This is a genomic window from Marinobacter sp. es.048 (assembly GCF_900188435.1).
Lineage (GTDB): Bacteria > Pseudomonadota > Gammaproteobacteria > Pseudomonadales > Oleiphilaceae > Marinobacter.
The window spans coordinates 1,308,052-1,331,563 of record NZ_FYFA01000001.1; the positions used below are offsets into that span (position 1 = coordinate 1,308,052).

The window sequence follows — 23,512 nt, forward strand, 5'->3', positions numbered from 1 at the left end:
CTGCAACAGGCCGCCGAGGCATTGCCCGGCGGCCTTTTTTCGTCTCAAGGAAACTCATTTCCGGGATCACCGTTGGGCTTCACATGGCCCGGGTGTCGGTCTTGCTGAATCTGAGCCCTGACAAGCAGCCAGGACCAATGCTTGCCGAGGATCAGAAGTGATCGTATCCGAACTTCATATATGTGATCCCAGGGCTCAGAACCAACCGCCATGCCAGTTCGATATCGTCGCTGCACTCCCAGTCATAGGTCCTTACGGTGTCCGTCAGGCAGTCGAGCCAGAGATCGTAGAGGTGGGGTTTAATGTTGAGGTTGCGGGCGCTGTGCAGGCAGGCAATTCGATGGAGGACATCGTCAACGTTGCCGCTGGCGTAAAACGCCACGAGGCTGAAAAAGGATTTCTTCAGCATGCTTCGCTGAACCGCCATATTCGTGTTGCGAAAAAGTACCCGGACCTCAGGTGAAGACATAAGGAACCGGCGATAGAAGGCTTCAAAGAAGTCGGGGAGTTCGGGTGGGGTCTGGAGGACGCGCTCGTAGCTTGCGTCGAAGAGCTCTTCGAAGGACATGGCAGGCTCCCTGTTTCTGGCGGGAATAAATCCAATATCCTGAATCTAGCATTTGTCGGCGGGCGCGTCATTTGGTGCGGACAAGGAGGTGGCCTTCGGTAGAACGCAGGCATAAAAAACCGGCGCCCTTAAGGGACGCCGGCTGTTGCATGAACCCGGTCTCAGGGATTTTTTATGTACGCATTCTTGCGCAGGTAGAACCACCAGTTAACCACCAGGCAGAGTGCGTAGAACACCGCAAACCCGTACATGGCCACTTCCGGAGTACCGGCCTGGATCTCCTGGCCCATCACCCGTGGCGCAATGAAAGCACCGTAGGCGGCAACCGCAGAGGTCCAGCCCAGAACCGGGCCTTTCTGCTGCTGGTTGAAGATGAAGCCGATGCTGCGGAAGGTGGAGCCGTTACCGATACCACTGGCCGCAAACATGATGATGAACAGGATCAGGAAGGGCGCAAAGTAAGTGTTCGGATCGGTGGAATTGTACGCCAGCATCATCACATAGCCGGTGGCCACGGAGGCGGCAACCATCACCACCGAGATGATCTGGGTAACGATAGAGCCACCAACCTTGTCGGAAATCCAGCCGCCCACGGGGCGAATCAGTGCGCCCACAAACGGTCCCATCCAGGCCCAGGTCAGCGCGCTTGGTGCATCAGGGTTTACCACACGGGTTACGGTGCCGTCGGCAGCCACCTCCATCATGTTGCCGAAGATGACGCTGATGGACAGCGGTAGGGCGGCGGAGAAACCGATGAATGAGCCAAAGGTCAGGATGTAAAGTACCGTCATGGACCAGGTGTGCTTGTTGCTGAAAATGGCAAACTGGTTCTGAATGTTCGGCTTGATGTCGCCAGGGATCAATCGCAGGAGAATCAGCGTAAGCACAATGGTCAGGGGTAGGGCCAGCCACATGTTCAGGACGCTGAGAGCCCAGACGCCTGCGATAGAGGCAAGGAGGCCTACACCATAGAGTCCGAGGATCTTGCCAAAGGCTGAGAGTGGGTTGCCGGGATTCGGGGTAACCACTTTCAGGTTGTTCATACCAAACCAGCCGGTAAACGCCAGCGGAATCAGGAATACCAGCCAGATAAAGCCGGCGTTCTGGATCCAGGTATCGGTGCCTGCATCAATACGACCAATCAGCGTGCCGCTCGGGCTCTGCAGCTGCATCGGGTCACCGGCGAGGGCGCCGAAGATGCCCACGGTCATTACCAGTGGAATGACCACCTGCATGGTAGTGACGCCGAAGTTGCCAAGGCCGGCGTTCATGCCGAGACCGTAGCCCTGTTTGCTTTTCGGGTAGAAGGTGCTGATGTTGCTCATGGAGCAGGCAAAGTTACCGCCACCGATACCGGAGAGCAGTGCCAAGGCCTGGAACACGATAAACGGTGTGTCCGGATTCATCAGTGCGATGCCGGTGCCGGCAGCCGGAATCATCAGCAGTGCGGTGGTCAGGAACACCGTGTTTCGCCCGCCGGCAATCTTGATCATGAAGGAGGCCGGGATCCTGAGAGTGGCCCCGGACAGGCCGGCAATCGCAGACAGAGTAAACAGCTGGTCAATGGTGAATGGGAACCCCAGGTTTTTCATCTGGGTGGTAATCATTCCCCACATCAGCCAGACGGCGAAGCCTATCAGCAGGCTGGGGATGGATATCCACAGGTTGCGGGAGGCGATGCGCTTACCTTCCCGCTCCCAGAATTCTTCGTTTTCGACATCCCAGTGTTCGATGTCGGCATTGGTTTTGGCCATGATTTTGACTCCCTCGTTTAACATGCCCTGGGCCCCCATTTCTGATGGCATTCAGGCTTCTCGACGCCATTGTGCTTAGTGAGGCGGGGAGGAATTCTTGATATTTCTCAAGGACAGAATGAGGTGTCAGCTGGTCCGTTTTCCGGCGAATATTCTGGCCCGTTTTCCCGCCGTAAAAGCCAATATATTCAACAAGATGCGATGGTGATATCTCGAAGTGGGTAGGTGTTCAGGAGGTTGGCGCAGTGGAGGTAGCCACTCATTTCCGGTGGTTTAGATCCGTTCCGAGCTTGATTTGAGTCCGCTTGCCGGGCCTTCTTCAGGCGACGTGAGGCAGAACACCATAGTAGATGGCACTGAAATGGCAGGCGCTGCCGCCGATCACGAACAAGTGCCAGATTGCATGCATATACGGTATGCGGTCGGCCAGATAGAAGGCAACACCGGCGGTGTACACAATGCCGCCGGCAATGGTCAGATTCAGGGCTGTCTCACTCAGGTTGGCCACCAGATCGGATGAGGCGAACGTGATTAGCCAGCCCATTGCCACATAGATGCCAACCCTCGCAAGCTTGAACCGGTTCTTGAAAATAACCTTGAGCACCACGCCGGTGATCGCCAGTGACCAGATCACCGCGAACAGTGTCCAGCCCACGGTGCCGCGCATGTTCACAAGCAGAAACGGCGTATAGGTACCGGCAATCAGTAGAAAAATGGCGCAATGATCAAGGGTTTTGAAGGCCCTTTTCAGTTCTGGACGCCGGGCACCGTGATACAGGGCCGAAGCCAGGTAGAGCAGAATCAGTGACGCGCCGAAAATACTGAAACTGACAATCTTCCAGGCATCCCCGGATTGGCTGGCGCCCACGATCAACGCTGCCGTGCCGATAACGCTCAATATTGCGCCGAGCCCGTGGGTGGCGCTGTTCAGCCACTCCTCAATGCGGTGATGGATATTTGGTGCGGGGTATGGAGTTGCTGTCACTGAATGGTCTTCCTGATATGTCATGGTAATAAAATACTTGAGCGTACATGTGTACGCAATGGCCGATAGTGACCATCCTGTGCGCCTGTTCAGAAAAACTGAATAACCTGTCGGAAAACTTCCGATTTCTCTCGAGTCTGCTGCTGGCTAGCATGCGTATATCCGATCAAAGACAGAGGAGGTTCTCCCGATGGCAAAAGTACTCGTTCTTTATTATTCGATGTACGGCCATATTGAAACGATGGCGAATACGATTGCAGAAGGCGCCAAGGATATCGACGGGGCTGAGGTCACGATCAAGCGGGTGCCGGAAACCATGGCAGATCAGGCATTCCTGAGTGCTGGTGGCAAAGCGGAGCAGGAGGCTCCTGTTGCTGACCCGTCAGAGCTGGCCGATTACGATGCAATTATCTTCGGCACACCGACCCGGTTCGGGAACATGGCTGGCCAGATGCGTAACTTTCTTGATCAAACAGGGAAACTTTGGTTTGAAGGCAAACTTCACGGCAAGGTTGCGAGCGTGTTCACCTCCACCGGCACTGGTGGCGGTCAGGAACATACCATCAGTTCATTCTGGACCACCCTGGCCCACCACGGCATGGTGATTGTGCCCTTGGGCTATGGCATTCCTGAGTTTTTCGATATTTCTGAAATGAACGGTGGGACACCATACGGTGCCTCGACAATCGCCGGTGGTGATGGTTCACGCCAGCCCAGCGAGAAGGAAATGGCCATTGCCCGCTTCCAGGGCAAGCACGTTGCTGAACTGGCAGTCAAACTGCACGGATGAAACTGAGGTTTTTAGCAAAGCGTTGAGCGTTTTTTGGGCAGCAGGCGAGAGTTTGCTGCCCTTTTTTATGCTTTGTCCCGGTTGCTCCCTGTCTCAGGGCCGGCTCTTCGCAGTCGCGGTTTTCAGACGGGAGAAGGTCGCTGGCACAACACCGAGCCATGATGCCAGTTGGTTATCCGGCACCCGTTTTACCAGCTCCGGGTATTCTTCAAGCAATAAGATGTAACGTTCTCGTGCCGGCATAGTGTGCTTGCGGAATTCTCTCATGCTGGTCAGCTCAGCAATTTCTTCCGTCAGGGCAAGTGCAAACTGCGGCCAGAGCCCTTCACCGTGAGACTGGATCGCGGACCGGAACGCAGCGAAGTCAGCAACCCAGGCGGTTACCGGCGTTACTGAGGTCAGGCAAAGGGTGTTTCGTACGGTCCGGCTACGGCCAAAAACTGGCCAGACCATATCGCCCTCGGAAAAGAAGTGGTGCACGGCCACCTTGCCGCTGGGTGCTTCCCGGAACAGTCGAAGTATGCCGTACTGAACCAGATAAACGTTTGCCCAGGGTCTGTCGTGTTTTTCCAGCGCGGTTTCGGAGTCAACCCGACAAAGATGAAAAAGGCGGGCGAGGTCTGCCAGAAACCGTGCGTCCGGATCATTTTCATGCCCTGCCAGACGAATACCGAAAACCCGGCTGAGACCATTCAGCAGGGCCGCCGACTCCGGCGCCGCATCCTGCTGGATAATCTCCGGGTTGTTTTCTCCCAACATGCACGGGGCGGAGGAAACGTCTGGCCTGAAGATGCTGTTCATGACGTTGACCCTGTAATGAGTGTCAGGTCAATTATGGTATCAGAGAAGTATCTTTTGAAATGACTTAAATCATTAAGGCTTCTTCACTGAGCCGATATCGAGAACTGACAAAAGTTCAGTGGTAGACTCCGGCACCTGTTGCTGGAAGTTTACCCTTGCCTCACGGAGTCCGGATGGCTGCAGCCCTTGCCCTTTTCTCCAAGCTTATTCCGCTCTATGTGACGGTCGCCCTGGGCTGGGTCGCTGGTCGCTATCTTGAGGCCAGTGGGCGTCATATCGCCGGCATCATGCTCTATATCGTTACACCGTCGGTGGTGTTTTCGGGGGTTATGGCAGCGCCGTTGTCGCCGGAAGTCATCCTGTTGCCGTTTATTGTTTTTGGAATCTCATCTGTTCTGGGGATCGTGCAGCTAAAACTGGCAAAGAAAATTCTCACCGATGGTAGCGCCAACATCATTCCCCTCTGTGTAGGCTCCGGGAATACCGGTTACTTCGGCGTTCCGGTGGCACTCTTGCTGTTCGGGGAAGAGGGGCTGGGCCTTTACATCGTGTGCATGCTGGGCACCACGCTGTTTGAAAATTCCGTGGGTTTTTATCTTGCCGCGAGGGGGCGTTACAGTATCAAGAATGCACTCTGGCGGGTACTTAAGCTTCCCTCCGTGTACGCCTTTCTGGCGGCAGTGGGCCTGAATCTGGTGGGGGTCGGAATTCCGGATATATTCGTGCCGCTGTTTGATAACCTGCGGGGGGCTTACAGCATTCTGGGAATGATGATCATCGGTATGAGCATCACCAGCTTTCGCGGGTTGGCAGGCAACGTTCGTTTTACGGCGTTGGCGTTTTTCGGGAAGTTCGTGATCTGGCCTCTGGTGGCTATTGTGTTCTGGTGGGTCGATTCAACGCTTCTCGGTATTTATGAGCCGGTAGTGCACAAAGCCATGTTCCTGATTTCAATCACGCCGATTGCCGCCAATACCGTGGTCATCGCCACCTTGCTGGATACCTCGCCAAGGCAGGCGGCGGGTACGGTGCTGCTCACCACCCTGTTTGCTCTGGCGTTTATCCCGGTGATGATTTCCCTGGCGTTTTAACGATTCTGTGAGGTTGCCGGCGCCGGTTCGACGTCGCAGGCTCTGGCTTCTGCAATGTCACTGCGGGCGTGGCGCACCACGCTGATACCGGCTGTTATCGCCAGCGTGCCCATGATCGCGGCAACGATCAGGTCGGGCCAGGCAGTTCCGGTACCGAACACACCGAGTGCGGCTACCATAACAGCGATGTTGCTGATGGCATCGTTCCGGCTGCATAGCCAGACCGAGCGCATGTCGGAATCCCCTTCACGGAATTTGAACAGTATTGCAGCGACGCTCACGTTGGCGACAAGAGCCAGCAGACCGACGGCCCCCATGGTCAGCGGCTCCGGCGTAATGCCCGCTTGCACCACCCAGACTGCCCTGGCCCAGACCACCAGGCCGAACACTGTCATGGTGATACCTTTCACCATGGCCGCGCGTCCGCGCCAGAGCATGCCCATGGAGAGGACTGTGAGAGACAGAATGTAGTTGGCGCTGTCGCCAAAGAAATCGATGGCATCTGCCATCAGCGAGACGGAGCCGGATGAGAGACTGGCCAGCCCTTCTACCACAAACATGGCCAGGTTCACCCATAGGGCGATCCATAAAGCCTTGCGAAAGCCCGGGGCAGGGGATTTGGGTTCGGGGGCGGAACAACTGCACGCCATAGAGACCTCCTTGGTTCGGATAGTCTTATTAAAAACCCTGTAGTAACTACAGGGTCAACGGTCATTGCCGAAATTTTTCAGGCCGGTCAGTTCTGCCCGGGGCCATGGGTGCCGGGTACATGGTTGTGAGAGGGCTCGTCTTCCAGTGCCCCGAGCTCTGCACTGAGCCCGCCTAAAATACCGCATTCACGGACAGTGCCACCGTCAGCACAGGCTTTCTGGAGGCTGACCAGAGTTTGTTCCAGGCTGGCCAGTTCCCGCAGTCTCTCGCGAACATGCAAGAGATGCTGGGCCAGCAGTGCGTCCACTTCGCTGCAATCCGCTTCCGGTTGCTCGGCCAGCCGGATCAGCTCACGGATCTCGTCCTGGGCCATGTCCAGGTTGCGGCAACGTTTGATAAAAAGAAGGCGGTCCAGATGGGCATTGCGGTACGAGCGGTAGCCACTGCTGTCCCTGTCTGGTTCCGGCAGCAAGCCGATTTTCTCGTAGTAGCGGATGGTTTCAACGGGAATGGCCGTTTTTTTTGCGAGTTCGCCGATTTTCACTGTTTTTACCCCCGCTGGTTCCCGGAAAACAAACCGTTGCTTTAAGCCCTCCGATCGAGCCCGTGCTGAAGTTCAGGGTACCACCATAGCGTTCGGTGATCTCCCGCGCGATGGCCAGCCCCAGTCCATGCCCCGGGGTTTGTTCGTCCAGACGCAGGCCGCGGGTGCCGAGGGTCGGCAGTGCGTCGGGAGGAGCACCCGGACCATCGTCCTCAACGGAAATGGTGAGTCCGTTCACGTCCTCTTTCAGACTGAGCTCAACGAATCGGGCGGACCATTTGCCGGCATTGTCCAGAAGATTGCCCAAAACCTCATTCAGGTCGTGTTCCTCAATGGGCCAGCGCCTTTCCTCGGTCAGCTCGGTGGACATTTCAAAGGACTTCGCCGGATATAGCCGGCCGAGCATCCACAGAAGGTCCCTGGCCTGCTTCAGGGGATAGGCGCTTTTGCCAATCTGCGGCCCGGCGAAACGGCTCCGACGCATTTCTGCCTCAAGTTGCCTGTCGATATCATCAAGCCTCGAGGCCATCTGTTGTCGCAGGTCGCTTGTCAGCGGACGGTCCTCATCCTCAAGGATTTGCCGGACGGCAGCGATAGGCGTCTTGACGCTGTGGGAGAGGTTGGCCAGGGCATCCCGGGAACGTTCCAGCCGTTGGTCCAGGGAGTCAAGCAACTGGTTGAGTTGCAGAACGAGAGGGTGAAACTCTTCAGGGGCTTTGACTTCAATGCGCGCAATCTCGCCATCCTGAAGCCGTTTTAAGGCCGCCTTGAGGTTGACGACGGGGCGCATCGAAAGCGTAATGCCCAGCCAAAGCACTGCAACCAGAAGCAGGATAAGTAACAGGGAAACAATCGCCGTCCATGCATGCAGCTCTGCCTGACTGCGCTTCAATGCGCCAAGGTCTTCAGAAACGATCACCACGATGGAGCTGTCGCCCACACGAAAGGACTTGCGGTAGGCAAGAATATCAGACGGTGCTTCGGCGATATCCGCGCCGCTGACGCGCAGGGCGCCATCTTCATCGGATTCCAGAAGGGGCACGAGCAGGGGGGCCCAGCTTTCCGGGGAGATCAGGGTCCGGGCTGAGGAATGGATGGCGAACGCGTGGTGAAAGACTTCCTGGAAATAATCACCGGTCTGCAGTGTGTCGAGCTGGCCATTGGAATCGCGGATCTGGTGTTCCAGAAAGGCGACTTCGTCCTTCAGCCGGGTTTCGACAAATTCCCATGACATCCGGTCCAGCAGCAGGCCATGCACCAGCCATGCGAGTCCCATCAGGACGATGCCCGCCGGTAGTAGCAATGCCAGAAGTGTTCCTCTGACGGATACCGGCTTTTTAAACCAGGTCATTGAACAAATATCCCTGGCCACGTCGCGTCGCAATGGTGTCTGCGCCTACCAGTTTTCGGAGTCTCCGGATGTAGGCCTCAATAACGTTTTCGCTGGGGTTGTCATTCAGATTATACAGCTGCTCCATGAGCTGCTCTTTGGAGAAAACATGCCCTGGCCGACTCATCAGGCAGCGCAATAGCCGGAACTCAGTCCCGGTGAGGCTGTGCTCTGTGCCATCGGCAAGTTTCAGGCTCTGGCGATTCTCGTCCAGTTCGAAATTTCCAGCCTTTACCAGAGAATGAACCCGGCCCTCGCTTCGGCGAATGATGGCGTTGAGGCGTGCGATCAGCTCTTCGGTCTGGAATGGTTTGGCCAGGTAATCGTCCGCCCCGGCTTTCAGGCCATTTACCTTGTCCTGCCAGTCTCCCCTGGCGGTCAGGATCAACACCGGAAAGCTGGCCCGGTTCATACGCCAGTTGCGGAGAACATCCAGGCCATTGCCATCAGGTAGCCCCAAATCCAGGACCACTGCGCGGTAATCCTCCTGCTCGGCCAGAATTAACGCCTCTTTGACGGTAAACGTTGAATCCACGCTGAAGCCCGCTTTTTCCAGCTGACCGGTTAAACCGTCTGCCAATAATCGGTCATCTTCGACGAGCAGTAAACGCATGGGCCTGTCCTTCCAGAGTGTAATTTGCGACGCGCCAGTATCCCTGTTTTTACTGAATTCTGCCTGAACACTAAATAATTGGTCATTTTCAGAAAGGATTCAGGTTGGTGGGCGATGGTATTCCCTGTTTCTGGATATTGCTCAACTTTAAAAGCAAGCCATTTGTACACTGATTCACATTATTCCACAGGAGTATACAAGATGAACGCATCCGCATTTCTGGTCGCCGCCGCAGCCATGTCCATGTCAGCAACGGCTTTTGCGGCCGGAGCACACAGCGGTGGTCATGGTGGTGGCAGTGGCGAACCCGGCAAAGCCTCTGAAGTTAGCCGAACCATTAACGTCGAAATGCATGACAACTACTACGAACCAGAGTCCATTGAGGTGAACCCGGGCGAAACGGTTCGTTTTGTTGTTGAAAACAAAGGCAACCTTGTTCACGAGTTCAACATCGGAACCCCCGACATGCATGAGGCTCATCAGGAAGAGATGAAGATGATGGTTGAGCATGGCGTGATTCAGGGCGGCACGCTTAATCACGACATGATGAATATGGATATGGGCGACGGCCACTCCATGAAACACGATGATCCCAACAGTGTTCTTCTGGAACCAGGCAAGAAGTCAGAGATCGTCTGGAAGCTCTCGGAGCAGGGCAATATCGAATTTGCCTGCAATGTGCCGGGGCATTACCAGGCCGGTATGTACGGGGACGTGGATTTCAACTGATACCTTCCAGATTGATCAGGCGGTCAGGGTGCGGGATCGAGTTCCGCGCCGTCGCCGTCTGCCCAGACAACGACGTTGTTTAAGAGTAGTCAACCATGAAGAAAACCTTTCTGGCAGGCCTTGCGGCCCTGCTGATGCCGGCCCTCGGCTTGGCTGGTGAATACAACCTGACAGTGGATCGGGTTCAGATTGATACCGGCGAATTTATCAAAGAGGGCATTGGCTATAACGGGGAATCCCCGGGGCCCGTTCTGCGTTTCAAACAGGGCGAAGATGTGACCATCAATGTCACCAACAACCTCGACGAAATGACCTCTATCCATTGGCACGGACTTATCCTGCCCTATCAGCAGGATGGCGTGCCCGGAATCAGTTTCCCGGGAATCCAGCCTGGTGAAACCTTTACCTATCGTTTTCCCATTCAACAGGCCGGCACTTACTGGTTTCATAGCCATTCCGGCTTCCAGGAGCCGGACGGCGCCTATGGTGCGATTGTTATCGAACCCGAGGGGCGTGAGCCGTTCCGCTATGACCGTGAGTACGTGGTTCAGCTGACAGATAAACATCCTCACTCCGGTGACCGCATCATGCGCAACCTGAAAATGATGCCCGATTACTACAACCGTCAACAGCAGACCGTGGGCGAGTTCTTCTCGGATGCTTCCGAGCACGGTTTCATGAATACCCTGAAGGATCGTATGGACTGGGGCAGCATGCGCATGATGAAGGCGGATGTTGAGGATTTGCAGGGATTTACGGCACTGATCAACGGCAAAGGCCCGGAGCAGAACTGGACCGGGATTTTCGAGCCCGGAGAAAGAATTCGGCTGCGTTTCATCAACTCCTCGGCGATGACCTACTTTGATATCCGTATTCCCGGCTTGAATATGACCGTGGTTCAGGCCGACGGCAACAATGTTCAGCCCGTCAATGTGGACGAATTCCGCATCGGCGTTGCGGAAACCTATGATGTCATCGTCCGTCCCCGGGATGAGCAGGCGTACACCATCTTTGCAGAGTCTATGGGCCGTTCCGGATTTGCCAGGGCAACTCTGGCTCCGGAAGAGGGTATGGAAGGCGTAGTGCCCGAATTGCGAGAGCCGGCGCGCCTGACCATGGCCGATATGGCTGGCATGCACGGAATGGATCACGGAAGCATGGACATGGGCGGATCCGGTGATATGGCGGATATGGATCACTCTGCCATGGGAAGTATGGATCATTCAAACATGGCAGGTATGGATCACAGCGCCATGATGATGACTGAAGGTGGGGCCAGTGATCCGTTCTACGCCAAGGGTAGTGGTATTGTGCCTGTGGCCGCCAACGGTGGTAAGTTCCTCTCTTACGCAGACCTCAGGGCGCAGAATCCACTGTATGAAGACCGCGAGCCGACCCGCGAGATCGAACTCAAGCTTACCGGCAACATGGAGCGTTACACCTGGAGCATTAACGGCGTTAAATACGAAGATGCGGATCCCATCCGCCTCCAATATGGAGAGCGCGTACGCTTCAAATTCGTGAACGAAACCATGATGACCCACCCCATGCATCTGCACGGCATGTGGTCCATCCTGGATGTGGGCGCCGATCAGTGGAACCCCATCAAGCACACCATCAGCGTCCAGCCCGGTACCACGGTGTATATGGAAACCGAAGTGGACGAGCCTGGACAGTGGGCCTTCCATTGCCACCTTTCCTATCACGCAGCTGCAGGCATGTTCCGGAAAGTGATTGTCGAGGGCGGACCCGACACGACGCAGGCCAAAACCGACTCTGATGCTGGCAAGGGAGGTGAGGCATGAGCTGTGTCCGAGTCATGACTCTGGGGCTCTTGAGTTCACTGCTGTTGCCGACCACGGCAGCAGCTCAGGAAATGATGGAGGACACCACCGCCCGGAAGCAGGCCCTGACAACCTGGGGCGTCCAGTTCGAGGAGTTCGAGTATCGTTACAGCGACGCCAATGAAGAGCTTGGTGTCTGGAACGCCGATATTTTCTACGGCACCGACAAATTGAGATTTCGGTGGCTGACTAAGGGTGAGTACGAAATCGAGGAGCAGGCATATGAGAGTCTGGAAAACCAGCTGGTGGCACAGACTCCCATCTCCAAGTTCTTCGATGCCAAGGCAGGCATCCGATTCGATACCCCCGAGGGCCCGGATCGTACCTATGCTGTTCTTGGTCTTACCGGTCTGGCACCGCAGTGGTTTGAAGTGGATGCAAGCCTGTACGTCAGTGACGAGGGCGACACCTCTGCCGAGTTCGATGCCGAGTACGAGCTGCTGTTGACCAATCACCTGATTCTCTCGGCGGCCCTCGATGCCACCGTGGCATTCAGTGAGGATCGGGAAATTGGCCTGGGCAAGGGACTGAGCTCCACCGAAACCGGCCTCAGGTTGAGTTACGACCTGATTGACCGGGCCTTCTCGCCATACGTGGGTGTGGTGCATGAACGAAAATACGGCGATACCGCAGATCTGGCGGAAGCCGAGGGTGGAAGCACAGAAGACTGGTTTGCCGTGATTGGCGCGCGAATGGCCTTTTGATCTTTCCTACTGTGGGTCCGGCTATGGCTCTGGACTCGCTTTCAGACTTTTGAAAAATGGATGGAGACGAGGACCATGATGGGGAACGACATGTTTGGCAATACCATGTGGGCAGGGCACTGGCTGTGGATGTTGGTCATAGCCATCGTAGTGGTGATCCCGGCATGGCGCATATGCCAGCGCGCGGGTTATCCGGGCTGGATGGGGATTCTCATACTTGTGCCGCTGGCAAATCTGTTTCTACTCTATTTTCTGGCGTTCGCGGCTTGGCCTGCGGACAAATCGAATGAACACAGGGAGTAGGTTGTAAGGCAGGCGAAAGGAAAACGTCTTGGGCCTGTAGATGACACAGATCAACATGAGACTGCTTAAGGGCAAGTGATTGGCTATTTTTCAGCTTCGATTCAGTTTCATGGTCTTTACTCATGGTGATGCACATTGTTGCAGCCAATAAGGAGGATCTCATGAACAGATTAAGTCGTTTCGTTGCCTGTTCCGTTTTTGTCGCTTTGCCTGCTATTGCCCTCGCTCAGGGCAATGCCGGGAAAATGCCCGGCGGTGGCATGATGAACCAGGAACAAATGCAGCAGATGAATGAAAATATGGCCCGCATGCAGGCAATGATGCAGGAAATGCGGAACGCTGATTCCAATGCTGAACGTCAGCGGCTGCGCCAACAGCACATGGAGTACATGCAGGAGCATATGCAGATGATGCGTGGCGGCATGATGGGGCCAGGAATGATGGGCAACAATCAGAGCATGATGAATAATCAGGGAATGATGAATAACCAGGGGCAGGGCAAGAGGCAGCCTGGCAATGCTCAGGGGAATCGGTCCGGTGGTCCCGGGATGGATAGCGAGCAGCGCCTGGAAATGATGGAGAACCGCATGAACCAGATGCAGCTCATGATGGAACAGATGCTCCAGCATCAGCGGCAACTGAACCAGAATTGATCTCCGTCCCGCAACGGTAGCTTTGGTGTGGTAGCGTAAGGCCGCTTGTGGATTCTTTATGAATAAGCGGAGGCTTACGTGCTGGAGCGGCTGCAACGCCGATTGGGACTGCAGACCATACCGGGGGTGTTTTTCACTTCGGCCGGGATAGCGACCTTTTTTGTCGCTTTGGCCGTCCCGTTTGATCAGGTCGTCGCAAACAGTTTCGAACTGCTCACTGGCTGGGTAGCCCGAAACCTTGGCTGGTTTTATATTCTCGCCGTCAGCGCCCTGCTGATATTTCTGCTTGGGCTAGCGGTCAGTCGTTATGGCAATATCCGTCTCGGCGCGGATGACAGCCGTCCTGATTATTCCAACCTGACCTGGTTCACCATGCTGTTCGCCGCGGGTATCGGCACTATACTCATGTTCTGGGGTGTGGCAGAGCCGGTGTCCCATTTTGCCAACCCGCCTTTTGAGGGCGTGAAGTCGGGGTCGGAGCGGGCGGCCAGTGATGCCATGACCATCGCGCTCTACCACTTTGGCCTGCATACCTGGACCATCTTTGCCATGCCGGGGCTGGCGATAGGTTACTTCGCCTACCGTCACAACTTGCCCATGCGGATCAGCAGTCTGTTTTATCCTATCCTCGGAAAGCGCGCGTTTGGTCCCTGGGGTTGGGCCGTCGATGTCATAGCTGTCCTAGGCACTCTATTTGGTGTGGCAACCTCTCTGGGGCTCGGGACTCTGCAATTGAACAGTGGACTGAACTATCTGTTTGGGACGCCCTCCACCGGCGTGATTCAGGTCCTGCTTATCGCGGTCATCACCAGCATCGCGGCCACCTCGGTGGCCTTGGGTCTGGATAAGGGCGTTCGCCGGCTATCCCAGCTCAACATTTTACTGGCCATGGCCCTGCTTGCGTTTGTGCTTGCTGTCGGGCCCACGGTATTTATTGCCGAGGGTATGGTTCAGGGCGTCGGGAACTATTTTGACGCGCTGCCGTGGCTGGCATTCTGGACCGAGACCTTTCGGGAGACTGACTGGCAACGGCAGTGGACGCTGTTCTACTGGGCCTGGACTATCTCCTGGGCGCCCTATGTAGGCATTTTCATTGCCCGGATTTCCCGGGGTCGGACCATCCGCGAGTTTGTTGCGGGTGTGCTGTTTGCCCCCACGGCCTTTACGCTGGTGTGGTTCGGGATCTTCGGTTTATCGGCCATCCAGGTGGAAATGACGGGTCAGATTGCGCTGGCAGAGCAGGTGCAGCAGGATCCTTCCGTGGCAATTTTTGCCTTCCTTGAGGCTTTTCCGTTTGCCGACGTGGCATCTGCGCTAAGTGTTGTCATCATCGTCATTTTCTTTACGACGTCGTCCGATTCTGCCTCCCTGGTAATCGATATGCTGACTCGCCGGGATGACCAACCGTCGCTGGTGCGCCAACGCATATTTTGGGCGGCAGCGCAGGGGGTTATTGCTGCTACCCTTTTGCTGGCTGGCGGGCTGGACGCCTTGCAGAACGTGATTACCTCGCTGGGTTTGCCTTTCTGCATTTTGCTGATTTTCATGGCGGTGGCCCTTTTCAAGGCGCTTCGGGCAGATTATCGAGGCTACAGCATGAGCGAACTGGTTCGGGGACGGGCCTTCCCGGAGGTGGAAGCCATCCCCGAAACCACACAGGAGAAAGACTATGTATCGGAAACTGTTGATCGCAATTGATCCTGAGGACGACGGCGAGGGCAAGCGGGCCCTGGAGGCCGCCATGGATTTGCTGGCCGAAGATGGTGAACTCCACTTGGCCAGTGTCTACAGCCCCGGCGGCGCGGGGTTCTTCCCACATGTAACGGAGGAGTCTCCGGAGCAGAAAGAGGCCGAGGTCCGGGAAGTGCTGGATCTTCTCGTTCGAAAATATCTACCCCTGAACCGCAATGCGAGCCTTCATGTTGTTGCAGGAAACACGGGCGAAAAACTGGTGGGTCTGGCCGGTCAACTATGTGCCGACTTGCTGTTGCTTATATCCCGTGGCAGCAGCGGGCACTGGCCACTGCGCCGGGCCACTGTTGAGTACGTCTCGGTGAATGCCCCTTGTTCGGTACTGGTACTGCCGTCGCTGGAAAAGGCCGAGCCGGAGGCACGGGAAGAGCACAGCGACTGACTAGTCGAAGAGCGACAACTGATCAGAATGGGTTTCAGATTGCACTTTGGGTCGCTTCTGAACGAGACCTTTGCGGCTGCCATGGCGATTCAGAACCCGCCGGGTTTCTTCCTGGCTGACCTGCTGCTTGCGAAAGTCGCCAACCGCCTTGCGAGCGACCCGGGCGGCCTGCTCGTGATCACACACCGGCGAGATGTAGGTGTTGCCGCCGTAACGCTCTTTCTGGACCGGTGTCATCAACCAGGGTGTGTGGATCATTTCTCTGGGCACGCCGGCCAGTTCCGGTAGCCACTGCCGGATAAACTCACCGTCCGGGTCCAGTTTCTGGCTCTGCAACACCGGGTTGTAGATTCTCAAGGCGTTGATGCCGGTCAGGCCGGACTGCATCTGGGTCTGGGAGTAGTGAATGCCCGGCTCGAAATCGGTAAACAGCTGGGCAAGATGAAGGGCCGGATCGCGCCAGTGTAGCCACAGCTGATAGCTGGCGATTGCCATCAGCATGGCCCTCATCCGGAAGTTGATCCAGCCGCTATGGCTGAGAGCGCGCATGCTGGCGTCCACCAGAGGCCAGCCGGTCTGGCCTTCCCGCCAGCGCTGCAGCCGTTCGGTATCATTGGGCCCCGCTTTCAGTGCCTCCATTTCACGGTGCATCGCCCGGAATTCCAGGTCCGGTTCGTCCTCCAGTTTCTGGATGAAGTGGCAGTGCCAGTGCAGCCGGGACCGGAAACTGGTCAGGCTTTTCTTTTTCCGGGGCAGGGTATTGCGGTGATTGCCGGTAGCCTTTGCCTGCTGGTAGATTTCCCTCAGGCTGACGGTGCCATAGGCGATATGGGGGCTCAGGCGCGAGCAGGCCCAGACCGCAGTATTCGGGCTGGAAATGTTGAACTGGTAGCCGACGCAGCGGCGATCCAGGAAAGAGGCGAGAAGCTTTTCGCCTCTCGCACTGCCGCCAATCTGGCGGTCCGGACACTCATCAGGCACTGCGAAGCCCTGGCCAGTGTTGCCAGTGGAAACGGCCTGAAGGGTGGCCGATTTCGGGATTGCAGCCGGAGCCTCGAGCACTGGTTGCCGCATCAGCTCGGTCCAGGCCCTGTCCCAGACATCCCGGTCACTCAGGCGTCGAACCACACCGAACTGGTTCCACTCCCGGAATTCCACCTGGTTCTCCGAGCACCAGCCAATGACCGCCTTGTCACGCTCGAAGGTCCATTGTCCGCCGGTTTCCTGATGGCAGAATATCCGGTTGATGCCGTGATGGGTCCGAAGCTGCTTCAGCGCATCGATTACTGACCCTCGCATCACCAGCAGCTGGCTACCGGCCTTTCGCAGCTGTCGATCCAGATCGTCCAGAGAGTCCCTGATAAACGCCCACTGTCGACCGCTGGTGTCCGGCAGTTGCCAGTACTCGTCCTCGATGACATACAGCGGTATCACCGATTCGTCCAGACTGGCTGCTGCCACAAGGGGTGCATGATCCCGGGTACGCAGATCGCGTTTGAACCAGACCAAGGTCGTCATGGCTGTGGATTCCTGTCTCGTCGGCAGCGTTCACTGCAATAGCGGACGTTGTCCCAGTCTTTCGCCCATTTTTTGCGCCAGGCAAAGGGGCGCTGGCAAACCGGGCAGATTTTCTCCGGGAGATTGAGTTTTTTGTGGGGCACCAGGCTCTTCCGTTCGGGATGTATGGCTTTCTACGTCTGCCCCGCAGGGCGGGATCAACGCCCAGGGCGGCGCGAGGTACGGGACTCAGGAGTTTGATTCCCGGGCAAGTTGGGCCAGATCTTCACTGATCTGCTCGGGCGACAGGCCGGGGCGTAGCAGCAGCCGGGCGTTGCCACTGCGATCGAACACATAAACGGCGCTGCTGTGGGAGACGTTGTAGTTGCCACTGGCGTCGGGCTTGTCGTAACCGAAGGTTGTTCGATAGCGTTTGGTGAGCTCTCGAAGCGCGGGCTCTTCCGCTGTCATGCCAACAACCCGATCACCGAAAAAATCCACGTAGCTGCCGAGGCGTTCCGGGGTATCCCTGCGCGGGTCAACGCTGACGAACAGGGTTGTTACATCGTCCCGGTACTCTTCGGGCAGTTGCCGAACGGACCGGCGAAGATCGGTCAGCGTGGTCGGACAAACATCCGGGCAGGAGGTGAAGCCGAAGTAGAGCAGCCGAATGGTGCCTCGTGAGTCAGCCGGGGTCACGGTATTCCCATCGGTGCCCTCGAGCTTGAACTCAAGCTCGGGCATCAGGCCTGAGATGTCCTTGCCATGCCAGCCTTTTTCATTTCCGGCGCAGCCGGTGAACATCAGTGCCACGAAAATCAGCCAGAGTAGCCGTATTCTGCTCATGCGTTACCTCCCGCCAGAGAGCGTCTTTTCGGGAATTTGCCATCTTCATGCATGGCCCGGCGAAGCACAATCAGGATGCCTACGATGCTCATCATGGCCGGGGGAATCCAGGTCAGCAGGCCGCCCAGCAACTGGTCCGTTTCCGGAGGCATGGGCCATGCCCGGCCGCAGACTTCGTAGACGTCATACACCATGCCCCTGGAAAACACGATCCAGGCGCCAAGAATCATCTGGGGTATCGCCACCAACGCCAGCAGCAGGATACGTTTTCCGTAGCCAAGCGCATTTGTGACTGCAGGACTGCGGGGATCGAAGATCAGCCACCAGAACAGCAGGCCATCCAGTAGCATGCTCCAGTTCATGATCCAGTAGAGCTGCCGGCTGAGCATGGCGTCAAAATGGATGGGCGGCCAGAGCCAGAAATAGATCAGCCCCACGAACAGAACCGAGGCGATGAGGGGTTGCTGCAGGATCCGGTAAATCCAGCCCAGCGGCTGCAGCCAGTAACGCACCGGCGGTGACATCTTCTGATACCAGAATCGCATCACGGGCAGCGGATTGGACAGCGCAATCAGAATGGGCCCCAGGTGGTGAAGAATCAGATGCTGCCCCCGATGGACGAAAAACATGTACTGGGAGTAGTAGTCAAAGCGGGTCTGCATCACTGCATAGCAGAGCATGACCCCGAGCGTAAAAGTGACGATCCGGCCCGATCCCGGCCGGTCTTGCTCTGGCATTCTCAGCAGCGCAACACCATAGAACCCGAGCACCAGCATGTAACTGAGCAGGGTCAGAGGCGAAAAATCGTAGGGCAGCAGGTAGCTCGATACTGGCATGGATCAGACTCGATGCGTGCACGCAGTGGAAACCGGGTTTATCTTTCTTGTCAGTACCGTCGAGTTTTGCCGGCCCGGCGGCGGATTTCAAGGCCGGCTTCAGGAAACTTCTGATGGAGGCGGGGCATGGCCCGATTCTGCGATTCCATTTCAGCGCCGTCGGTGCTGATCTTTGACTGGCACGGCACGCTGGTAGACACCCACGATGCCATGTTCAGTGCCATGGAGGACATGTTGCCGCAGCTCGAGGACCTGGGTCTGGTGGAACGGCTGCTGCCGGAGGATAAATGCCGCACGGCAGACGACGCGCGCCTGGTGCGTTACATCCGTATTTTCCGGCGCCTGCATCCGCGTATTCTGGCGGAACGCCGAGTATCGCGGACAGACATTTTTAATGCCATCTTCGGCGATGACAAAGAAGCCAAACTGATCGCCCACAAGGCCTATAACGAGGCCTATCGGCGATACTTCGGTCAGGTAAAGCCGTTCCAGCCTGGTGCCTACGAATACCTTTCATCCCTGAAAGCCATGGGTATCCGGCTGGCGGTATCCACCAATCGGAACCGGGAGTTTCTGGACCGGGAGCTTCAAACGGTGGATGAGGGCCGGTGGCGGAAACTGTTTGATGCCACAGTGTGTGCCGATGACGTAACCGAGTACAAACCTGACCCCGAGGTGATTCTCAAAGCGCTCGAGAAGCTCGACTTGCCAGCGGATGAAAGAGCCTGGTATGTCGGTGACAGTTATGTCGACATGCTCACCGCCAACAAGGCCGGCGTGTCCGGCGTGTTCTACAATGGTGCCTGTTGGGAATCCGGCCGAATCGACAGTTGGTTTTCTCATAGAGACGCGCCTGCGGCCATTCTGGACAGTTTTGAGGACCTGCTGGATCTGCTGGCCCTGCTCGAGCGGAACCAGCCGGAAGCCTTTGAGCAGGCGCCGGCAGAAGTTCGGCCGCGGCCTTTCCCGCCACCCCCGCGCCCGGAGCCAAGGATCGAGCCGGACTGGCACCCGGCAGTCGTCAAGCTCATTCGCCCTGCGGTCATCCTGTTCGACTGGCACGCCACACTGGTGGATACTCTGGACGCCATGTACCACGCGGTGGATGACATGCTGCCGGATTTTCACAAGCTGAACTTGATGGACCGTATGGTGGCGCCGGAAGACAGCAAAACCCCGGAAGATGTGAAGCTGGTTGCGTATGTCCGGGAGTTTGCGAAGTTGCATCCAAAAGTGAAAGCGGACCGGAAAATTTCCCGAACCGATATCTTCGAGGTGCTGTTCGGAGACGATCAGGAAGCCAAACAGATCGCCCACCAGGCGTTTAATCACCACTATCGAAAACACTACGGAACCGTAAAAGCCTATGAACCGAAGGTGCGCGAAGTTCTGGACGGATTGAGGCGCATGGGCATCCAGGTGGGTGTCATTACCAACCGGGATCGCGAGTTTTTCGAGCATGAACTGGCGGCCGTGGAAGACACCGGCTGGACCCATCTTTTTGATGTCGACGTCTGCGGCGACGACACGCCCCTGCGCAAACCCCATCCGGATCAGCTTCTGCTGGCGGTTCAGAAACTGGATTATCCTCCGGACCCGAGCGTCTGGTACGTGGGCGACAGCACCACCGATGTGATCGCTGCAAAACGAGCGGGCCTGACCTCGGTGTTTTTCAACGGGGCCCAGTGGGATTTACCCTGGCTGAACAAGATTTTCCCCGGCACCCACAAACACCCGGACAAGCCGGATGTGGTGGTTAATGATTTCTCGGAGTTCTGGGCTCTCGTGTTGGCCTGCGAAGTGGGGCCGCCATAAGGTCAGGGGCGTTCGAGGGCACGTAATGCGTCTTCGGCATCCAGCCCCAACATGAGGACGCCGAGAGGAACGCCATCGGAAATCGGGCTGACCGGAGCGCTTACGGTGACCTGAAATCGGGACGTGGAGGCGTCGTAGCGGATTGGTGAAATATACAGCGCCTCCATTCCCTTGAGACCTTGGCGGGTGGCGTCCAGCACTTTCTGAAACTTGGCTTCATCTCCTTGCCAGTAATCGGTGGTAAGTTGGCTCATCGCCGCCAGAGTTCCCATGCTATTCATGATCATGGCCTCCGTAACGAGGCCGCCTTGCGCCACTTTCCAGCCATGCAAGGTTCGCGAGCCCGCCAGAGCAAGAATCCGGTCGGCCAGTTGCGTGGAGGCAAACGGTGCCATAGCCTGCCACATGCTGTCCTGAGTCATCACGTCTGTGAAGCTTTCCTGTCTCGGGCCCGAAGCGATAATCTGTGGGATATCCAGAGCGCTGCTGACCTCGCTGATCAGGTTTTCCGAGAGGGTCCGGATACGACGTTCTTCCTCGTCCGACAGGGCGAGGTGACCGGCCATGCAACTGTTCAGCGTGCGATTGAAGGTGCCAAGAAACTCCGGATAGCTGGAAGCAAAGGATTCGCTGAGATAAAGGTAAAGCGGCGCGTAGCGAACGAAATGTCGCTCCAGAACCATGCCAGGCCCTCCGTTTTCCAGGAGCAGGCCGTTCATGACACGTTCATCCATCAGAGCCGCATCAATACGCTCACGCTTCAGAAGGGCGAGAAGTTGCGAAGCCGAGGTAACGCTGAGAAAAACCGAATAGTCATTGGCTTCCAGCCAGGCTTCTTCATTGCTGCCATCAACAACCCCGATCCTCAGATTATCGCTGACGAGTTGGTCGCCTCTGGTAAAGAAGTACCACTTCTCCAGAGCCACCGGATCGCTGCGTTTTGCTATGTTGTCCAGCTCTGCAGAGGGATCAATGGCAAAATAGCCATCGATCATGTTGCGTTCCAGCGAGTGCATGGCGCGATTCTGGGGCGTAATCCGGATGCGTGTCGCCCAGCCAGCGCGATTAGCGGCACAAACCACCGTGTCTGCGGTTTCACCGGAAATTCGATTGGCTCCATCCTTCCCCTGGCTTGCCACCTGATAGGGTGGGCTTTCGAAGGTGTATAGGTTCAGTGTCGGAGGCTGGGCCTGACACACGGGTGAAGCCAGTATCAGTGTCAGACTCAGAGCGAGTCGAAGGTTCATGGTAAGGGCCGCGTCCGTGGTGTTTACAATCCTTATGTCAGGCTAGCACCAATGCGGGGCTTTTGCTGCACAACGTTAGTTCACATGTCGTTAACGAATCTTTCCAGAACTCTTCTGTGGAGATTCGTCTAGAGCTGCTCCAGATTCGCCAGTAAATCCCCGGCGCGCCGGAGCAGCGCCTCCCGCTTTTCCGGTTTCTGCTTTTCCCAGTTCCGGTACATCATGCCCATCCGCGGGTTTTTGGCGAAGTCGTCCCGATGGCGATCGATGAAATGCCAGTACAGGGCGTTGAACGGGCAGGCGTCATCTTCGGTGGCCTTGTTCACTTTGTAGTGGCAGTTGGCGCAGTGGTCGGACATGCGCTGGATATACTTGCCGCTGGCGGCGTAGGGCTTTGAGCCCAGATAGCCGCCATCGGCATGCATCACCATGCCCAGAACGTTGGGCAGTTCCACCCAGTCGTAGGCATCGGCGTACACCGCCAGGTACCAGTCGCAGATTTCCTCCGGCTTGATGCCCGCCAGCAACGCGAAGTTGCCGGTAACCATTAATCGTTGGATGTGGTGGGCGTAGGCGTTGCGGCGGGTGGCATCGATGGCCTTGTGCATGCAGCGCATTTTTGTGTCACCGGTCCAGTAGAACCAGGGCAGGGCACGGGTGTTGCCCAGGCGGTTCTCTTTCGCATACCCCGGCATGTTCATCCAGTAGATACCCCGCACGAATTCGCGCCAGCCCAGAATCTGCCGGATAAACCCTTCCACGGCATTGATCGGAGCCCGGCCCGAATACCACGCCTGGGCCGCAGCCTCGCAAACCGTCACCGGATCCTGCAGCCCGGAATTAATGTAGGGCGACAGAATGGAATGGAACAGCCAGTCTTCGGTGTCTGAAATCGCGTCCTGATAGTCGCCGAAGCAGGGCAGGGCAAAGTCGATGAAGTGCTCGAGCGCCGCCTGCGCGTCCTCGGCCGTCACGGCAAAGTGGAAGTCGTCTGTAGTGCCGAAGTGATCTCTGAAATGCTCGTCCACCAGGCTGATCACATCCTGAGTCATGCCATCTGGCTCTATCCGGAATGGCGCGGGTGCCGGCGGCTTCCCGGTCCATTTCTTCCGGTTATCTGCGTCAAAGTTCCACTGCCCGCCCTCCGGTTCGCCCTCGGCGGTCATCAGCAAACCGGTCTTGCGACGCATCTCCCGGTAGAAAAACTCCATACGCAATTGCTTGCGGCCTTCCGCCCAGTCGGCAAATTCCCGTTTGGTGGCAATAAACCGTGCATCCGGCCGGATCTCCACCGGCACCCCAAGGCGTTCATGCCATCCACTGATCTGTTCATGCAACCGCCATTCGCCACACTCAGTGGTGATCACTTTCTCTGCACCGATCCGCTTTACCTGTTCGCCAACCACTGCTTCAAGGCTCTGGTGTTCGTTGTCCGGGTGATAGGCCTGGTAATGAACGTGCCAGCCATCGCTCTCCAGTTGCTGTGCGAAGTGGCGCATGGCGCTGAACAGCAGCACGATTTTCTTCTTGTGGTGGTTGGTGTAGCTCGCCTCGTCATGAACCTCCGCCATCACCACCAGATCCCGGTCTCGGTCGGCGTCATCGAGGGCGCTGATGTCTCTCGTTAATTGGTCGCCGAGGATCAGGATCAGGTTTGCCATAGTGAAGATTTCTCCAGTCTTAAAAGTTGCGGGTGCAATGACATCAGCCAATGCCT

Annotated in this window: 24 protein-coding genes; 10 read left to right on the forward strand and 14 right to left on the reverse strand. The window is 56.7% G+C overall.

All coding sequences use genetic code 11. The features are described 5' to 3' along the window. Positions 1-151: 151 nt before the first annotated feature. The 3 genes from CFT65_RS06005 to trhA all read right to left on the reverse strand — a co-directional run bounded on the left by CFT65_RS06005 (position 152) and on the right by trhA (position 3,331). Positions 152-568, reverse strand: coding sequence for a globin (locus CFT65_RS06005; protein ID WP_088827069.1), 417 nt, complete (start codon positions 566-568; stop codon positions 152-154). Positions 569-729: 161 nt separating this feature from the next. Continuing rightward, on the reverse strand, positions 730-2,322 hold the full coding sequence (locus tag CFT65_RS06010) for an antiporter (protein ID WP_088827070.1): 1,593 nt from the start codon (positions 2,320-2,322) through the stop codon (positions 730-732). 319 nt (positions 2,323-2,641) lie between these two features. Next, positions 2,642-3,331 (reverse strand): PAQR family membrane homeostasis protein TrhA, encoded by a 690-nt coding sequence (gene trhA, locus CFT65_RS06015; protein ID WP_088827071.1) that lies wholly within the window; start codon positions 3,329-3,331, stop codon positions 2,642-2,644. Between the two features lie 166 nt (positions 3,332-3,497). Here trhA and wrbA point away from each other — a divergent pair, with 166 nt between their 5' ends. After that, complete coding sequence (wrbA, locus tag CFT65_RS06020; RefSeq protein WP_088827072.1) at positions 3,498-4,097, forward strand: NAD(P)H:quinone oxidoreductase; 600 nt, start codon at positions 3,498-3,500, stop codon at positions 4,095-4,097. Between the two features lie 93 nt (positions 4,098-4,190). Here the strand turns inward: wrbA and CFT65_RS06025 are convergent, their stop codons facing one another. Further along, the gene (locus CFT65_RS06025; protein WP_088827073.1) at positions 4,191-4,898 is read right to left on the reverse strand and encodes a Crp/Fnr family transcriptional regulator; all 708 of its coding nucleotides are present in this window, start codon (positions 4,896-4,898) and stop codon (positions 4,191-4,193) included. A 173-nt stretch (positions 4,899-5,071) separates the two neighbouring features. On the opposite strand from CFT65_RS06025, the gene CFT65_RS06030 reads away from it, so the two are divergent. Beyond that, positions 5,072-5,989 (forward strand): AEC family transporter, encoded by a 918-nt coding sequence (locus CFT65_RS06030; RefSeq protein WP_088827074.1) that lies wholly within the window; start codon positions 5,072-5,074, stop codon positions 5,987-5,989. Here CFT65_RS06030 and CFT65_RS06035 read toward each other — a convergent pair. The 4 genes from CFT65_RS06035 to CFT65_RS06050 all read right to left on the reverse strand — a co-directional run bounded on the left by CFT65_RS06035 (position 5,986) and on the right by CFT65_RS06050 (position 9,187). Beyond that, a complete protein-coding gene (locus CFT65_RS06035) occupies positions 5,986-6,639 on the reverse strand; it encodes a cation transporter (protein ID WP_088827075.1) in 654 nt (217 codons plus the stop codon). The genes CFT65_RS06030 and CFT65_RS06035 overlap by 4 nt on opposite strands. Positions 6,640-6,725: 86 nt before the next feature. Further along, entirely contained in the window at positions 6,726-7,184 is a 459-nt protein-coding gene (gene cadR, locus CFT65_RS06040) for a Cd(II)/Pb(II)-responsive transcriptional regulator (protein WP_088827076.1), read from the reverse strand. Next, the gene (locus CFT65_RS06045; RefSeq protein WP_088827077.1) at positions 7,141-8,535 is read right to left on the reverse strand and encodes a sensor histidine kinase; all 1,395 of its coding nucleotides are present in this window, start codon (positions 8,533-8,535) and stop codon (positions 7,141-7,143) included. The genes cadR and CFT65_RS06045 overlap by 44 nt, the downstream gene beginning before the upstream one ends. Next, a complete protein-coding gene (locus CFT65_RS06050; protein ID WP_088827078.1) occupies positions 8,522-9,187 on the reverse strand; it encodes a response regulator transcription factor in 666 nt (221 codons plus the stop codon). The genes CFT65_RS06045 and CFT65_RS06050 overlap by 14 nt, the downstream gene beginning before the upstream one ends. Positions 9,188-9,388: 201 nt before the next feature. Here CFT65_RS06050 and CFT65_RS06055 point away from each other — a divergent pair, with 201 nt between their 5' ends. The 7 genes from CFT65_RS06055 (at position 9,389) to CFT65_RS06085 (ending at position 15,554) form a co-directional block, all read left to right on the forward strand. Next, positions 9,389-9,916 (forward strand): cupredoxin domain-containing protein, encoded by a 528-nt coding sequence (locus CFT65_RS06055; protein ID WP_088827079.1) that lies wholly within the window; start codon positions 9,389-9,391, stop codon positions 9,914-9,916. Positions 9,917-10,011: 95 nt separating this feature from the next. After that, the gene (locus CFT65_RS06060; protein WP_088827080.1) at positions 10,012-11,721 is read left to right on the forward strand and encodes a copper resistance system multicopper oxidase; all 1,710 of its coding nucleotides are present in this window, start codon (positions 10,012-10,014) and stop codon (positions 11,719-11,721) included. Further along, positions 11,718-12,464: a copper resistance protein B gene (locus CFT65_RS06065; RefSeq protein ID WP_088827081.1), complete on the forward strand. Its 747-nt coding sequence runs from the start codon at positions 11,718-11,720 to the stop codon at positions 12,462-12,464. Before CFT65_RS06060 ends, CFT65_RS06065 begins: the two co-directional genes overlap by 4 nt. A 75-nt stretch (positions 12,465-12,539) precedes the next feature. Then, entirely contained in the window at positions 12,540-12,767 is a 228-nt protein-coding gene (locus CFT65_RS06070) for a hypothetical protein (RefSeq protein WP_088827082.1), read from the forward strand. A 161-nt stretch (positions 12,768-12,928) separates the two neighbouring features. Further along, positions 12,929-13,420, forward strand: a complete 492-nt coding sequence (locus tag CFT65_RS06075; protein WP_228705784.1) for a hypothetical protein — start codon at positions 12,929-12,931, stop codon at positions 13,418-13,420. Between the two features lie 78 nt (positions 13,421-13,498). Next, a complete protein-coding gene (locus CFT65_RS06080) occupies positions 13,499-15,118 on the forward strand; it encodes a BCCT family transporter (protein ID WP_088827084.1) in 1,620 nt (539 codons plus the stop codon). Further along, positions 15,090-15,554 carry a universal stress protein gene (locus CFT65_RS06085; protein WP_088828170.1) on the forward strand — a complete coding sequence of 155 codons (465 nt, stop codon included), beginning with the start codon at positions 15,090-15,092 and terminating at the stop codon, positions 15,552-15,554. The genes CFT65_RS06080 and CFT65_RS06085 overlap by 29 nt, the downstream gene beginning before the upstream one ends. Here CFT65_RS06085 and CFT65_RS06090 read toward each other — a convergent pair whose 3' ends face one another. The 4 genes from CFT65_RS06090 to CFT65_RS06105 all read right to left on the reverse strand — a co-directional run bounded on the left by CFT65_RS06090 (position 15,555) and on the right by CFT65_RS06105 (position 18,733). Then, positions 15,555-17,072, reverse strand: a complete 1,518-nt coding sequence (locus CFT65_RS06090; RefSeq protein ID WP_088827085.1) for an FAD-binding domain-containing protein — start codon at positions 17,070-17,072, stop codon at positions 15,555-15,557. It lies immediately after the preceding gene. Further along, positions 17,069-17,215: a DUF2256 domain-containing protein gene (locus CFT65_RS19435; protein ID WP_088827086.1), complete on the reverse strand. Its 147-nt coding sequence runs from the start codon at positions 17,213-17,215 to the stop codon at positions 17,069-17,071. The genes CFT65_RS06090 and CFT65_RS19435 overlap by 4 nt, the downstream gene beginning before the upstream one ends. Before the next feature lie 85 nt (positions 17,216-17,300). After that, positions 17,301-17,897, reverse strand: coding sequence for an SCO family protein (locus CFT65_RS06100; protein ID WP_088827087.1), 597 nt, complete (start codon positions 17,895-17,897; stop codon positions 17,301-17,303). Then, on the reverse strand, positions 17,894-18,733 hold the full coding sequence (locus CFT65_RS06105) for a cytochrome c oxidase assembly protein (protein WP_088827088.1): 840 nt from the start codon (positions 18,731-18,733) through the stop codon (positions 17,894-17,896). The genes CFT65_RS06100 and CFT65_RS06105 overlap by 4 nt, the downstream gene beginning before the upstream one ends. Positions 18,734-18,859: 126 nt before the next feature. Here CFT65_RS06105 and CFT65_RS06110 point away from each other — a divergent pair, with 126 nt between their 5' ends. Next, the gene (locus CFT65_RS06110; RefSeq protein ID WP_088827089.1) at positions 18,860-20,548 is read left to right on the forward strand and encodes an HAD family hydrolase; all 1,689 of its coding nucleotides are present in this window, start codon (positions 18,860-18,862) and stop codon (positions 20,546-20,548) included. A gap of 2 nt (positions 20,549-20,550) precedes the next feature. Here CFT65_RS06110 and CFT65_RS06115 read toward each other — a convergent pair whose 3' ends face one another. Together CFT65_RS06115 and CFT65_RS06120 are read right to left on the reverse strand one after the other, a co-directional pair. Further along, the gene (locus CFT65_RS06115; protein WP_088827090.1) at positions 20,551-21,795 is read right to left on the reverse strand and encodes a substrate-binding periplasmic protein; all 1,245 of its coding nucleotides are present in this window, start codon (positions 21,793-21,795) and stop codon (positions 20,551-20,553) included. 128 nt (positions 21,796-21,923) lie between these two features. Then, positions 21,924-23,456 carry a cryptochrome/photolyase family protein gene (locus tag CFT65_RS06120; protein ID WP_088827091.1) on the reverse strand — a complete coding sequence of 511 codons (1,533 nt, stop codon included), beginning with the start codon at positions 23,454-23,456 and terminating at the stop codon, positions 21,924-21,926. Positions 23,457-23,512 lie beyond the last annotated feature (56 nt).